12 protein-coding genes are annotated in these 13,386 nt (G+C 41.6%); 9 read left to right on the top strand and 3 right to left on the bottom strand.

Translation table 11 applies throughout. The features are described 5' to 3' along the window. Positions 1 to 79 precede the first annotated feature (79 nt). The 8 genes from N483_RS12035 to N483_RS12000 all read left to right on the top strand — a co-directional run bounded on the left by N483_RS12035 (position 80) and on the right by N483_RS12000 (position 9,119). Positions 80 to 1,189: a response regulator gene (locus tag N483_RS12035; protein ID WP_023401599.1), complete on the top strand. Its 1,110-nt coding sequence runs from the start codon at positions 80 to 82 to the stop codon at positions 1,187 to 1,189. 180 nt (positions 1,190 to 1,369) lie between these two features. Continuing rightward, a complete protein-coding gene (locus tag N483_RS12030) occupies positions 1,370 to 2,212 on the top strand; it encodes an isopenicillin N synthase family dioxygenase (protein WP_023401600.1) in 843 nt (280 codons plus the stop codon). Positions 2,213 to 2,458: 246 nt separating this feature from the next. Continuing rightward, positions 2,459 to 3,370, top strand: a complete 912-nt coding sequence (gene nagK, locus N483_RS12025) for an N-acetylglucosamine kinase (protein ID WP_023401601.1) — start codon at positions 2,459 to 2,461, stop codon at positions 3,368 to 3,370. A 2-nt stretch (positions 3,371 to 3,372) separates the two neighbouring features. Continuing rightward, complete coding sequence (nagA, locus tag N483_RS12020) at positions 3,373 to 4,491, top strand: N-acetylglucosamine-6-phosphate deacetylase (RefSeq protein WP_023401602.1); 1,119 nt, start codon at positions 3,373 to 3,375, stop codon at positions 4,489 to 4,491. Between the two features lie 67 nt (positions 4,492 to 4,558). Beyond that, entirely contained in the window at positions 4,559 to 5,686 is a 1,128-nt protein-coding gene (nagX, locus tag N483_RS12015) for a transmembrane glucosamine N-acetyltransferase NagX (protein WP_023401603.1), read from the top strand. A gap of 253 nt (positions 5,687 to 5,939) precedes the next feature. After that, the gene (gene nagB, locus N483_RS12010) at positions 5,940 to 6,734 is read left to right on the top strand and encodes a glucosamine-6-phosphate deaminase (RefSeq protein ID WP_023401604.1); all 795 of its coding nucleotides are present in this window, start codon (positions 5,940 to 5,942) and stop codon (positions 6,732 to 6,734) included. 258 nt (positions 6,735 to 6,992) lie between these two features. Then, positions 6,993 to 7,946, top strand: a complete 954-nt coding sequence (gene nudC / locus N483_RS12005) for an NAD(+) diphosphatase (protein ID WP_023401605.1) — start codon at positions 6,993 to 6,995, stop codon at positions 7,944 to 7,946. Between the two features lie 3 nt (positions 7,947 to 7,949). Then, entirely contained in the window at positions 7,950 to 9,119 is a 1,170-nt protein-coding gene (locus tag N483_RS12000; protein WP_023401606.1) for a cystathionine beta-lyase, read from the top strand. 40 nt (positions 9,120 to 9,159) lie between these two features. Here N483_RS12000 and sbcB read toward each other — a convergent pair whose 3' ends face one another. Beyond that, complete coding sequence (gene sbcB, locus N483_RS11995; RefSeq protein WP_023401607.1) at positions 9,160 to 10,629, bottom strand: exodeoxyribonuclease I; 1,470 nt, start codon at positions 10,627 to 10,629, stop codon at positions 9,160 to 9,162. A 742-nt stretch (positions 10,630 to 11,371) separates the two neighbouring features. On the opposite strand from sbcB, the gene N483_RS11990 reads away from it, so the two are divergent. Beyond that, a complete protein-coding gene (locus tag N483_RS11990) occupies positions 11,372 to 11,740 on the top strand; it encodes an IS3 family transposase (RefSeq protein WP_023401608.1) in 369 nt (122 codons plus the stop codon). A 280-nt stretch (positions 11,741 to 12,020) separates the two neighbouring features. Here N483_RS11990 and N483_RS11985 read toward each other — a convergent pair whose 3' ends face one another. Together N483_RS11985 and N483_RS11980 are read right to left on the bottom strand one after the other, a co-directional pair. Next, complete coding sequence (locus N483_RS11985) at positions 12,021 to 12,287, bottom strand: hypothetical protein (protein WP_023401609.1); 267 nt, start codon at positions 12,285 to 12,287, stop codon at positions 12,021 to 12,023. Between the two features lie 395 nt (positions 12,288 to 12,682). After that, complete coding sequence (locus N483_RS11980) at positions 12,683 to 12,880, bottom strand: hypothetical protein (RefSeq protein ID WP_023401610.1); 198 nt, start codon at positions 12,878 to 12,880, stop codon at positions 12,683 to 12,685. Between the last annotated feature and the right edge of the window lie 506 nt (positions 12,881 to 13,386).

The following is a 13,386-nucleotide window of genomic DNA, read 5'->3' as shown; positions in this document are numbered from 1 at the left end:
AACAATAGTCGCACGCGCGTAATTAACAAGCGGCGTGATATGGCCTAGGGAGCTGACAAAATGTGAAGGGTGTCAAAAGATGGCGGAAATACTCATAGTTGATGATGTTGCAGAAAACTTGCAAATCTTACAACTTATTTTAAGGAACGACGGGCATAAGGTGTTTGCTGCGATAAGTGGTGAAGTTGCTTTGACTATAGCAAACGAACATCTTCCTACATTGATTATTTCCGACATCAAAATGCCTGGTATGGATGGTCTTACTTTGTGTAAAACATTGAAGAAAACACAAAGAACAACACAGATCCCAATAATATTTGTTAGTGCCGAGCGAGAGACGGACAACATTGTCGCTGCATTGGAAGTTGGTGGTGTCGATTATATTACTAAGCCTTTTAAGCCCCCAGAAGTATTAGCAAGAGTAAATACACAATTAAAGCTCATAGATGCGCACAAACTGGCTGTGCGTCAGCAACTGTCCCATGTAATGAACCAAATGGTGGTTGGTGTCGCGCATGAAATCAATACGCCTCTCGGTGCTGCTATTACAGCTGTGACGCATTTTGAAGGTATCTTATCTCAATTGATTGACGCATTTGGCAATGAAACGCTCAGTGCACAGCAGCTTGCTACAGGGCTCGAAGAATCTAAGCAAGGTGTAGATCTGTGTGAGCGAAATCTATCACGAGTTGCACAGTTTGTTAAAGTGCTCAAAGAGATCGCACGAGTTGAGCGTCCAACAACGCCTTCAGCAATTAATGTTATTGCTTTATTAAATGATTTGAAAAGTCGTTGGTCCAAAAAGAACACCTCTATTGAAGTGCGTGCGATGGATGCAAACTTTATGGCTGACAGGGACATTTTACTGGCCATTTTTGATAATCTAATAGATAACTCCTTGTCCCATGGCGCGCTGAAAAATGGCCAAGCGATTTCCATAGAAGTGACATTAAAAGAGCAACATATTGAGTTTTTGTACTACGATCATGGGCAAGGTTTAGTTGATATCACCCCGGAAGAGGTTATAAAGCCTTTTATTACAACTAAGCGAGGTAATAGCGGACATGTGGGGCTGAGCGCTTCTGTTACTGCCAATTTAATTGGCAGTGCGCTGGGCGGCTCTTACCAGTTATCTAGCCGAGGTAGAGGGTTAGAGTGGGCAATTGAAATTCCATTAGATTCAGCTTGATCTGAATCAACGATTAACAATTATCGAGAGTGAAGCGGACATAAGTCCTTATGTAGGTGCCTTTATTTCACTAAGCTCGCGAACAAAGATATTATATCTTTGTTCGAGGGGTTAATTATAAATAATTCTTATAGTTAATGTTTTGAATTGAAGTCACGCAAAAAAATTGGTGGAACCATTATGCAACAGCTACCTACAGTTGATTATACGTCAGCTACAGCAGCAAAAGAATTTGTTGAGTCTCTTCGCAATACGGGTTTTGGTGTTCTTAAAAATCACCCAATTCCTAAAGAGCTTGTAGAGTCTATATATAAAAACTGGCAAGAGTTCTTCTACACAGAAGAAAAGCACGACTTCCTATTTGACAAGGACACTCAAGATGGCTATTTCCCACCGGAAGTTTCAGAAGTCGCAAAAGGCTTTACTGTAAAAGACATTAAGGAATATTTTCACGTTTATCCAAAAGGCCGTGTTCCTGCTCAGTTAGATGCTGAGATCAGAGAATACTATCGCTTAGCAAACGAGTTTGCTGCCGAGCTTTTAAGCTGGGTTCAATCCGAAGCGCCTGAAGATGTACGTGCTAAGTTTTCGATCGATCTAAAAGATATGATCAAAGACTCAGATCAAACACTGTTACGTGTTTTACACTACCCACCAATGACTGGTGACGAAGAGCCTGGAGCAATTCGTGCAGCAGCGCATGGTGATATTAACTTATTAACGGTATTACCAGCTTCAAATGAGCCTGGATTACAGGTGCAAAAAGGTGATGGTAGTTGGTTAGATGTACCATGTGATTTTGGCTCACTAATCATCAACATCGGTGACATGCTGCAAGAGGCATCAGGTGGATACTTCCCATCAACAATTCACCGAGTGATCAACCCGACGGGTAAAGCGAGTGACAAATCTCGAATTTCACTACCGCTGTTTTTACACCCTAAGCCGGAAGTAGTGTTGTCAGAACGTTATACTGCGGACTCATATTTGCAAGAGCGACTAAGAGAACTAGGTGTTAAGTAACACCCTGATTTAAAATGAAAAAGCGGCTTTGTTATAGCCGCTTTTTTATATTTTAATAGCCCTGATTTTTGAATTTTTCCTGACAATTACGTCAAAGTGTGCAATATTAAAATTTCTCAAACTGAGAAAAAATAATAAAAAACTTAATGACAACGCTGTCATTTATTGTGTAACATCAAATCAACATGACTGAATACTGTGTCGCGAAGAAATTTGCGTTCATATCTTTTTTTTAGGGGTCGCTTAATGATGGCTAAACAGGTTGAACAAGACCAGTTGTATATAGGTATTGATGGAGGGGGGACAAAGTGCCGCGCTACCATCTACTCAATCAAAAACGGCGTTTTGGGAACTGGTCTAGGTGGGCCTGCTAATCCTCTTCATGGTTTTGAAAGAACCATTGAGTCGATAATGGTATCGACTCAATTAGCACTGCAGGATGCAGGACTTAGAATTGAAACTGTTCACAATTTGTATGCGGGCTTAGGTCTTGCGGGTGTGAACCTTCCAGCATTGCACGAAAAAATAATGAGATGGGATCATCCATTTAAACAAATGTTTTTAACTACAGATCTGCATACTGCGTGCATCGGTGCCCACGAAGGTGGAGATGGAGCAGTAATTATAACGGGCACGGGCTCGTGTGGTTTTGCAATGGTTGATGGTGTATCGGTCAATTATGGCGGACACGGTTTTGCACAAGGTGATATGGGCAGTGGTGCATGGATGGGTCTGGAAGCGGTAAAGGCTGCTTTACTGGCAATTGATAAACTCGGTCCAACTACTTCTTTAAGTGATACTTTAAAACAGCATTTCAACACCACAACAGCGATGGGTATTGCCGAACAGATGGCTGGTAAACCTTCCAGCAGTTATGCTCAGTTAGCAAGATTTGTTTTGGCAGCTGCTGAAGACAAAGACGACGTTGCCTTAAATATCGTCAAAGAGGGGGCTGACTATATTAGTAAGTTAGCGCATCGCTTAATGGAAAATAACCCGCCTCGTTTATCGATGATAGGTGGTCTTTCTGAACCATTGCGTAAATGGCTTGACCCTGAAATTGCAAAGATTGTTGAATCTCCAAAACAGCCGCCGGAAATGGGCGCAATTTTCTTTGCAATCCAAAGTGTTGAGCAGCAGTCCGAAAAGGCGGTATAAAAATGAAGAAATATTTAGCACGCCAGTTTTTTGATGGGCACAAATTAAGAAATAATGTCGAGTTTTTGGTAGTAGATGGAAAAATTTCATTTGTAGCTCAAAACTGTGATGAAAACCCTGAAGTCCTTGAAGGGTTAGTCGCGCCGGGCTTGATCGATGTGCAAGTAAATGGGGGCGGCGGCGGCTTCTTTAATGCTGAACAAACCATCGAGTGCTTGAGAACCATTGTAACAGCCCATGCGAAATATGGCTCAACGGCGTTAATGCCAACACTTATTACCGATAAAGTTGAAGTAATGGCACGTGCTGCGGATGCAACTGCACAAGCAATTGCACAAGGGGAGCCTGGTGTTGTTGGGATCCACTTCGAAGGTCCACATTTATCTCACCCTAAAAAGGGAACGCATAGTGAGCAGTACATCAGACCTATCTCTGAAGAAGAGTTTGCGATTTATGCAAGGCAAGACCTCGGTATAAAGATGGTTACCCTAGCACCGGAAACTGTGCCCCTAGAAGATATCAAACGCTTAATTGATTTGGGCGTGAAGGTCAGTGTGGGTCACTCAAATGCGGACTTTGAAACTACAATGGCGGCATTGGAAGTGGGCGTTGACGGATTTACTCACTTATTTAACGCAATGTCTGCGTATACCTCAAGAGAGCCGGGTGTTGTAGGGGCCGCACTATGGGAAGATAATGCTTGGTGTGGCTTGATTGTCGATGGTCACCATGTGCACCCAGCATCAGCAAAACTAGCGATACGTTCTAAACAACGTGGTAAAATTATGCTTGTCACCGATGCAATGCCTCCAGTGGGTACTGATGATATGGAGTTTGACTTTTTTGACGGTCGAAAAGTTATTAGAACGGGTGACAGACTCAATTCAACAACTGGCGAACTAGCGGGTAGCGTGCTTGATATGGCAAGCGCTGTGAGAAATACAGTTAATACACTTGATATAACGCTAACAGAAGCATTGAGAATGGCTTCGTTATATCCTGCTCAATACTTAGGGTTATCTGACAAAGGCCACCTATTGGAAGGGGCTGATGCAGACTTTGTAGTATTAAACAACAGTCAAGAAGTTCTAAGTAACTTCATTGGCGGAAAAAAAATTTAAAGTTCCCTGGGTAAAAAACCCCGCTGCAGTTTAGCGGGGATTTTTTGTTTTTACAGGAAAGGTATTGATGACGAATAAAAAACAAAGATTGGCTTCATTAGATGCCCTGCGTGGTATGGACATGTTTTGGATCTTAGGTGGTCAGTCTATTTTCGCAGCGCTTTTTGTGCTTACTGGCTGGCAAGGCTGGAAACTCTTTGAAGCGCACACTGTGCATAGCCCATGGCATGGCTTTACATTTTATGACTTAATATTTCCTCTGTTTATCTTTTTGTCTGGCGTCGCTATGGGGTTATCCCCAAAGCGTATAGACCATTTACCATTTAGTGAAAGAAAGCCTTATTATCAAAAAGCTATTAAACGGTTATTTTTATTATGTGGCTTGGGCATTATGTACAACCATGGCTGGGGTACAGGTATTCCACTAGCGCTCGATGAAATTCGTTATTCAAGTGTCTTGGGCCGTATTGCAATTGCTTGGTTCTTCTGTGCTATGTTGGTGTGGCATACGAGTTTACGGACAACAGGCATTGTGGCTGGGGCTATTTTATTCGGCTACTGGGTGTTATTGAATTTTATCCCGGTCCCTGGTGGAAGTGCTGGACAACTTGCTGCACCTGGCACATACAGCTGGAATGCTTGGTTTGACCAAAACTTACTTCCTGGCATTACATATCAAAATCGCCCGGTTGACCCTGAAGGCATTCTTTCTAGCGTCCCGGCCATTGTCAATGCTATTGCAGGTGTATTTGCGGGTCAGCTTATTGCCCGTGTCGACAAAATAGGACAGTGGAAAACTGCGGGCTACCTATTTGGAGCCGGCGCAATCAGTGTGGCGCTTGGTTGGTTGTGGCATTTACAATTTCCGGTCAACAAAGAACTTTGGACTAGTTCATTTGTATTTGTGACCGTAGGTTGGAGTGCTATTTTACTCGCGCTATTTTATGCATTGGTAGATATTCTGAACGGCCAGAGATTTGCCTATCCATTTGTGATCATCGGCGCGAACTCAATTATTATTTACTTAGCCTCTAGCTTGGTGAATTGGGAATTTGTTAGCAAGAGCGTATTTGGTGGGTTTATCAATGCAGTTGGTCCTGATTGGCAGCCTCTATTTGCGGTGATTGCTTTGTTACTGGTGCAGCTATTGGTTCTTCACTGGATGTACAAACGTAAAATATTTGTCAGCGTATAACTCCAAATTTTGAGCAAAAACGGCTGTCATTTTGATGGCCGTTTTTTATTGGCTCAAAAAAAATACAAATTTTTCTTCACTTTTACTTTACAAAGGCTTTTTTTCTGATAATAATGACAGCGTTGTCATAATGGTAATAACCTAATACAGTGTATCCCAATTAGGTTTAGATCTGGCCTTGTTTTGATTGCACGCGAAGCAGGGCTCAGATCCCATTTTTCTTATTTCAAACTCAACATTGAGCTTTAATATCATGCAAATAGTAATTTTAAAAAATGCTGCTGAAGTCGCTGCTTATGGTGCAGATATATTTGAAAAACAATTGAATCGCAAAGCAGAGTCTGTGTTGGGTTTAGCAACTGGATCGACACCTGTTGCGTTGTATCAAAACCTTATCGAAAAAAACAAGCAGGGCGAAATCAGTTTTAAAGATGCTGTGACGTTTAACCTTGATGAGTATTTAGGTTTAGAAGGTACGCATCCACAAAGCTATCGTTACTTCATGAATGAGCAATTGTTCAATCATATCGATATCAATAAAGACCATACACATGTGCCTCCAGGCAACGCGAAAAACCCGGTTGAAGCGTGTCAGGAATATGAAGCACAGATCGCTGCAGCTGGCGGTGTGGATGTTCAGCTTTTGGGTATCGGTCGCAATGGACATATCGGTTTTAACGAGCCTTCATCTGGTTTAACCTCGAGAACACGTGTTAAAACACTGACTAAAGAAACAATTGACGATAATGCACGTTTCTTTGGCCCAGATGAGTATCAACCACACTTATCAATTACTATGGGTATCGGGACAATTTTAGATGCTAAAAAGGTAGTTTTACTGGCTACTGGTGAAAATAAAGCTGAAGCCGTTAAAGCTACGGTTGAAGGCCCACTAACGGCTTCATGCCCGGCGTCTGCATTGCAACTGCACCGTGATGCGGTAGTTGTGATAGATGAAGCCGCTGCCAGCAAATTAGAGCATATTGAGTTTTACAAACATATCGAAGCTGAGAATCAAAAGCTTCAAGCACACCTTGCCTCTCTGTAGTGTGAATTCACACTGTAGTTTAAAGCCCTTACGGGCTTTTTTTTTGCCTAAATACTTGGCAAACAACGCGACTATTGTTAGCGTGACAGCGTAGAAACTAAAATTTGATTTTTATTAATTATTGGTCGTGTTTTCTCTGATTTTGCGTTGAATTTGGATGGCGCTACGCGTGTTTGGCTTTGAGCCCTAAATTTAATTCATACAATCTAGGATTATCTGCTTATCATATTAGGTAACTCACATTAAAGGATAAAGTGCTTGTTGTACTATACACAAATGACGTTAGACAGGGCGTCTGCTCAGCGAAAAGATAAAAACTGGCTGTTGACTCAATACGGAGATAAAAGCCGCTGGTTGCTTATTCATAATGATAAAAACCTATACTCTGAAGATCTGAGTCAGTTAGCCTATTTAAAGCAATCGCAAATAGAACAGCTAGATAAAAGCCAAGCTGTATTTTTGGGCAAAGATGAACAACACGCTTATTTTGCTCTGGATGTTTCTAAAATTGATTTGGGCGAATTACGAGCGCATATAGATGTCTGTTCAGACGATTATGATGATGGCGAATATCGTTTTGACGATATGAGAAAGGTAGGCCCTAAGCTTGAGCATGTGAGTGCATCTATTGGAGTCTTAGCCAGAGGTCTGTGTTATTGGCACAAAACACATTGTTTTTGTGGCCGTTGCGGACATCAGAATATCCCTGTTGAAGCGGGACATGCGAGGGTTTGTACTAACAAAAGCTGCAATCATATGACTTTTCCTCGAACGGATCCTGCTGTGATCATGCTAGTCACTCATACTTTTAAAGATGGGGTGGAGCGTTGCCTATTAGGACGACAAGAGAATTGGCCTGACGGTGTATTTTCGACATTGGCTGGCTTTGTGGACCCAGGCGAGTCATTGGAACAAGCGGTAGCCAGAGAGGTGGAGGAAGAAGCAGGCGTGCTAGTCGATGATGTTCAGTATTTGGCATCTCAACCTTGGCCGTTCCCATCATCACTTATGCTCGGTTTTATTGCGACTGCGAAAAGCACTGACATTTTTGTTGAGCAAGATGAACTTGAGCAAGCGCAATGGTTTTCGCGCGCCGATCTCGATACATTTGGAGAGTGGGGTGAAGACAAACCCGGCTTTAAACTTACCAGACCAGATTCAATATCACGTTACTTAGTTGAACATTGGCGTCAACTTCCAGAAAAAGAGTAAAGAATGAAAAAGAATACCAAACTAGCCAGTGCAGGCCGTAAACCTCAATATACGCAAGGTACAGTGAACCCTGTCGTTCAACGTGCTTCGACTGTTGTTTTCGACTCAGTAGCAGATATGCATGAAGCAATTAAAGAACGTGGTAATCGCACATTGTTTTATGGTCGTCGAGGCACCAATACGCACTATGCATTGCAAGACGCACTCACAGAGCTAGAAAATGGCGCAGGTTGTGCACTTTATCCCAGTGGTGCAGCTGCGATCAGCCAGAGTTTGCTGTCTTTCTTAAAGTCTGGTGACCATTTACTTATGGTTGATACCGCTTATGAGCCGACTCGTGATCTGTGTGATAAAATTTTATCTGGTCTTGGTATTACGACCACTTATTACGATCCCATGATTGGGGCAGGGATTAAAGACTTGATCCAGGAAAACACCAAAGTCCTTTTTTTGGAATCTCCAGGCTCTATCACAATGGAAGTACAAGATGTTCCCGCCTTAGTGAAAGAAGCCAAGGCCCATGGTTTGATCACTATGCTTGATAATACATACGGAAATGGCTGGCACTATCGTCCATTGGAACACGGTGTAGACATCAGCATTCAAGCCGCAACTAAATATATTGTTGGTCACTCAGATGTAATGATGGGTGTCGCTGTAGCTAATGAGGAGTATTGGCCAGTACTGCGAGAAAACTCATATTTGTTGGGGCAGTGTACATCCGCAGATGATGCCTATCTTGCGTTACGTGGTTTAAGAACGATGCCTGTTCGCTTGCAACAACATGAAAAAAGCGCGTTAGCGGTGGCAAAGTGGGTTGAAAAGCATCCGCTGGTTGATCATGTACGTCACCCGGCATTGCCGTCGAATCCCGGTCACGAACACTTTAAGCGTGACTTTGACGGCAGTAATGGCCTGTTCTCATTTGTTATGAAAACGGGAAACCAAAAAGCCATTAACCGCTTTTTAGATAGTTTACACCATTTTAAAATGGGCTTTTCTTGGGGTGGGTTCGAGAGCTTGGTGACAGCCAACCGCTCTATGGCTGCGCTGAGAACAACCACTGGTTGGGAGCACGGCCCCATTATTCGTTTGCATATTGGTTTGGAAGATGTGGAAGATTTAATAGCTGACTTAGAGCAAGCATTAGCTGTGTACGAATCTCATCTTTAAATAAGGTAGGTTGAGGCTGCAAATACACAGCCTCTTAATATTAAAGGCTCTGAGCGTAATGATACAGGGCTTTTAAAATCGAAACTTTCTTTTCGTTTCCTTCATGTTCATAAACTAGGTTCTCAAGGGTGAGCATAAAGTCTTGCGCATTGATGGAAGGGTTATCTTCACCGTGCATAAGCTTACCTTGGCAGTACTTTCTCCAAGTTTCTAATTCTGACTGAGACAGACTTTCAGGCCAATTGCGTGCGCGGTATCTAAACAATAGAGTATGGAATTTAGGATCTTCAAACTCTAACGCAAGGCTACCTAGCTCAACAGGGGATGCGCTGCGAACAATCGCCAACTTTGCTTTATCAGATTTACTAATAAAGCCGTTATATAGCTGATAGTCCGGGTTAGTGGTTTCACTAAAATCACCTTGTTCTGCAAATACCTGTGACACCTTATCGCGCAACTCTGGGTGTGCTTTTAAGAATTTTAAATGTTCTAAACATTGCTCTCTGTCTATCCCTAACCTTGCTGCATTTTCTGGTAGCAATGTTTTTGCTGGTGCAATAATTGGGCACTTGTTCAAATGAACTAGTTTTAAACCCACAGGTAACATGCCTTCTTCAAGCTCAGAGTGTTTGGTATAAAGTCTATCGCGCAGTTCTTCGACAGACAGATCAAGCAGTACACTAGGATTGTGCGTTAGATTAAAGCACACAACAGCATTTTTATTGACTGGGTGAAAACTCATTGGTGCAATCCAAGTAGTGCACCCTTGCGTAGCAGGAATTCTTGAAGAAGTATGAACTAAAGGCTGCATGTTGAAGACGTCAACAATGTCAGACAGTGCTTTTTTCGTTCTTAAGTTAAAGAAAAATTGGTACAGTTTGGGCTGCTTTTCTTTAATCAGTTTTGCCAGTGCAATTGTGGCGGTGACATCACTTAGCGCGTCGTGGGCTGCACTGTGTTCAATACCATTGGCAACGGTCAGTTCTTCGAGGCGAAAGCTGGGCGAGCCGTCTTCTTTTTTTGGCCATTCAATGCCTTCTGGGCGTAAAGCGTAACAAGCTCTTACTAAATCGATAATGTCCCAACGGCTATTCCCATTTTGCCATTCTCGTTCATACGGATCATAAAAATTGCGGTAAAGGCTATAGCGGGTGACTTCATCATCAAAACGAATGCTGTTGTATCCGGCTACACAGGTATTTGGTCGGCTAAATTCGGCATGTATTTTAGCCATAAACTCGCTTTCAGGCAGCCCATGTTTTAGCGCGTGCTGTGGCGTGATCCCAGTGATCAAACAAGCCTCAGGGTGCGGAAGATAATCAGGCGCAGGCTGGCAATACTCAATCAGTGGCTCGCCAATAATATTCAAGTCATAGTCAGTTCTAATACCAGCAAACTGACTAGGCCTGTCTTTTTGAGGACTTGCACCCCATGTCTCATAATCGTGCCAATAAATTGTAGGTATATTTTCGTCTGTTTGCTGCGTCTGATTTTGGTCTGTTTTGTTCATAAATCAACTATTTACATTAAAACTGTATTGTTTTCTTTTTGTTCGAGTTTTTTGCAATGTCGATCAAGTGTGTATATGTGTGTATATAAAAACCACTACGTGTGTATAAAACGGTAGCATATTATGGCAGCACTTACTGACGCGAAACTACGTAATCTCGTTAATAAAAAAGATTCTCTATGCACATTGTCTCACAGAGACGGCTTACGCGTAAAACGAAACATTTACTGTATCGTATTGTGGCAGTGCTGATTATGGTTTGAGGGTAAACAAATCATCATATCGATAGGTCATTATCCTCAAGTTAGTTTAAAAGATATGGAAAACTTTGTACCGATACAAAAAGGTTGGATGCAATCACGACATGAACTTGGAGATGAAAACTGCAAGCAAACTGCAAGCTATAAGGTATGTTTACGACTCACAGTTTAAAATATTCAATGCTTGAGGAAACCATCTCAAAAAAGCTTTAAAAACAAGTAGACACAGAGCTTGGATCGAGCCTTACGAGCACGGTTTGAGGTCAAGGTGGCATTTGCTTGTGACGTAGCTATTTTGAGTCGTGGCGTTAATTACTTTAGATGCAAGCGACCGTCGTCGGATGATGATGTGATTGATTTTTTGTTAGAAATTGTTGAGCGGCATCTAAGATGAGGTAAGCCAAAATTGTTTAAATGACTTAGGTATCAAAGCAAAGTATGGAATAAAAAGTGCGCCGAGAAAATATTATGACTCGTGGCCGATGGATTTTATGAGTGATGCGCTCAACTACAGACATCGTTTTAGAACACTGAACGTGCTGGACGATTACAACCGCCAACTATTAGCGATTGAGGTTGATACAAGCCTCATGGCTGATCGGGCTATTCGAGTGCTGGAACGGCTCATTGCATGGCCTGGAAAACCAAATCAAATTCGAGTGGATAATGGTCCTGAAATTACATCGAGTGCTCTGGAAAGTTGGGCTACTGAGAAGTGCATTAAACTTGAGTTTATTAAACCGGGAAGTCCAAATCAGAACGGTTTAATCACAGCTATCGAGAAGAAGTATTGGATTTATATCTATTTGAGTCACTGCTGTAGGTTCGTGACATTACAGATGAATGGTTAGATATTTATAATTACGAATGTCCTCACGATGTACAAGAAGATCAAACTCCAAAGGGCTATATACTAATAAGCTGTACAAAAGCCGGGGTAGTTACACTAGAAACATTGCCAAGCTCTTCGATTAGGTTGCCTAACTCTGCTTTGTGTTTGATGATCGGATTGATAGTATGAAGAATGAGAATTACCTTTTTGTTTTGATTAAAAATTTGGCACCTCTATCTAAACGGGTAACTCTCAACATTTTAAGAAGGTAAGTCAGATCTTGTCTGAACTAGTGCTGATTAGATTAGCTTACGCAATCTATTAACAGCTTCGTTGATCATTTCGCTCAAGCCATATTGTTCGATAAATGGAGCTGCTTTATCAAAGCCTTTAGTACCTTTTACCCATGAGCTACCATATTCGATTATTTCTTTATTGAAATGTACATTGATTTTTCTGTCTCCATCTTTATTGCCGTCACCCTCAACAATCAGTAAGTTATACATACCTTGGTAATCTTTGACCGGGATCAGCGTGGTGGTTAAAGGCTTGAATGTAGATTCCATATCTAAAATCCTATGTTTGTTTAATCAGTGCCCAAAGTAGCTGGAACCATTAAAATATAACTGGCCGGTTTTATGAAAAATACAGCGATATCTCAGATTCTTATAGGCATCACTTGGCTGTGTTTTAGATAAAGAGGAAACGTTCATAATCGAAGAAATGTGCGATAGCTCTTTGGTCGCGTTTTTTATGGAGAGGCAAAAGGCGGAGTCGCGCATTTTATGCCGATAGCACTCCATTTTTGGTGAAATGGAGGCATTTGATGTGACGCGTTTAATCGAGTGTTAAGAGTATAGCTCCAAGCTCAATTCTACTTGCGCATTATACTAAAATTGAGGTAGTTACAGTTGGTTTATCTAAAGAGCTTAGGGCTATGTCCCTAAGCTCGTATCTGTGATTATGGCTGACAAGTTATACCAGCACTACACACACGTATTGAGGGAGCAACCGTACCACAGCAGCCACCATGACTGAATGATACGCAAAGCGATTCTGAAATATTACCGCCACCGACAGCTGGTGTTTGAGCATGAGGGATTGAGTTTTTGTCTTCGGATAAAGTTTTTATTTTCTTCTTATTAAGCTTTAATTGCATTTGTTATTTCCTTTTGTAATTTAGTTGACAATCAAAAGTTAACATATCGTTATTGGTTCTTTTTATCAAGTTTTTTGAAATAAGGCCAAATCTTAGTAGTCGCATTTGCAATTGCCCTGAAACAGAAGTATGTCAAAAGTAGCTTCTCTATCCTCGTTGGGGCAAATTCTCAATTAAAGCTATCAAGTCCGTGGCCCCTAAACAAATGCTAGAAGTCGGTATAAGGAGTTGCATCAATTTGCATGTCGAAAATTTGCCACAATGTTAATTCTGACTAGATCCAAAAGTGGTATTTATAAGGTACTACTTAGGCACTGCTCTATTTTATTTGGGAAAAAAAAGTAAAATTAACCATCAGATTATTAAAAGGCTCATAAATTGAAGATAAATGCATTTTTCATTTGCGTAAAACGGCCATGACTTATTATCATCTGATATGCGGTTGAAAGTAGGTTGTAGTATATTGGATATATATTAGTCGCCAATACTGAGATCGTTAACAGGTG

It is taken from the genome of Pseudoalteromonas luteoviolacea NCIMB 1944 (assembly GCF_001625565.1).
In the GTDB taxonomy this organism is placed as follows: domain Bacteria; phylum Pseudomonadota; class Gammaproteobacteria; order Enterobacterales; family Alteromonadaceae; genus Pseudoalteromonas; species Pseudoalteromonas luteoviolacea_F.
This window is presented reverse-complemented; position numbering and strand designations above follow the sequence as displayed.

Coding starts and splice junctions, on each gene's coding strand:
- N483_RS12035 (WP_023401599.1), top strand. CDS start 80: ATGGCGGAAATACTCATAGTTGATGATGTTGCAGAAAACTTGCAAATC.
- N483_RS12030 (WP_023401600.1), top strand. CDS start 1,370: ATGCAACAGCTACCTACAGTTGATTATACGTCAGCTACAGCAGCAAAA.
- nagK (WP_023401601.1), top strand. CDS start 2,459: ATGATGGCTAAACAGGTTGAACAAGACCAGTTGTATATAGGTATTGAT.
- nagA (WP_023401602.1), top strand. CDS start 3,373: ATGAAGAAATATTTAGCACGCCAGTTTTTTGATGGGCACAAATTAAGA.
- nagX (WP_023401603.1), top strand. CDS start 4,559: ATGACGAATAAAAAACAAAGATTGGCTTCATTAGATGCCCTGCGTGGT.
- nagB (WP_023401604.1), top strand. CDS start 5,940: ATGCAAATAGTAATTTTAAAAAATGCTGCTGAAGTCGCTGCTTATGGT.
- N483_RS12000 (WP_023401606.1), top strand. CDS start 7,950: ATGAAAAAGAATACCAAACTAGCCAGTGCAGGCCGTAAACCTCAATAT.
- sbcB (WP_023401607.1), bottom strand. CDS start 10,629: ATGAACAAAACAGACCAAAATCAGACGCAGCAAACAGACGAAAATATA.
- N483_RS11990 (WP_023401608.1), top strand. CDS start 11,372: ATGGATTTTATGAGTGATGCGCTCAACTACAGACATCGTTTTAGAACA.
- N483_RS11985 (WP_023401609.1), bottom strand. CDS start 12,287: ATGGAATCTACATTCAAGCCTTTAACCACCACGCTGATCCCGGTCAAA.
- N483_RS11980 (WP_023401610.1), bottom strand. CDS start 12,880: ATGCAATTAAAGCTTAATAAGAAGAAAATAAAAACTTTATCCGAAGAC.